A 524-nucleotide genomic window follows, 5' to 3' on the forward strand; every position below is an offset into this window, starting at 1 on the left:
GGGGTCGCGGGGGGACGGGCGAGATTGACGTAGAGACCGCCCTTGATCAGCGCCTCCCACATGGCCGCGCCCTTTTCGAGATCGGGCATGATCACCGCAATGATCGCGCTTTGCGGTTCCTCGGTGCCGAGCTGGAAACCGAGATCCTTGAGCCCCTTGTGCAGCGTCTTGGAATTTTCCCACAGATGCGCGCGCTTGTTCGAACCGTGCATCAGCTTGCGGATCGACACGCAGGCGGTCGCCACCACGCTCGGCGGGAGCGAGGCGGTAAAGACATAGGGCCGGCAGACCAGCCGCATGATTTCGAACTTGGGGTGGTTGGAAACGCAGAAGCCGCCCACCGTGCCCACGCTCTTGGAAAACGTGCCGATGACGAAATCCACATCATCGAGCACGCCCGCCTGTTCGACCACGCCGCGCCCGTTCTCGCCGATGAAGCCCATCGAATGCGCCTCGTCGACCAGCACCATGGCGCCGTACTTCTTGGCGACTGCGACCATTTCCTTGAGCGGGGCGATATCGCC

At 63.0% G+C, this 524-nt stretch carries 1 protein-coding gene; it reads right to left on the minus strand.

The window, feature by feature from the left end:
- Positions 1–524 (minus strand): aminotransferase class I/II-fold pyridoxal phosphate-dependent enzyme (locus V7676_RS18800; protein ID WP_335661081.1); only part of this gene is annotated, 524 nt, incomplete at both ends.

This window comes from Parasphingorhabdus sp. (genome assembly GCF_036963805.1).
Classification (GTDB): Bacteria; Pseudomonadota; Alphaproteobacteria; order Sphingomonadales; family Sphingomonadaceae; genus Parasphingorhabdus.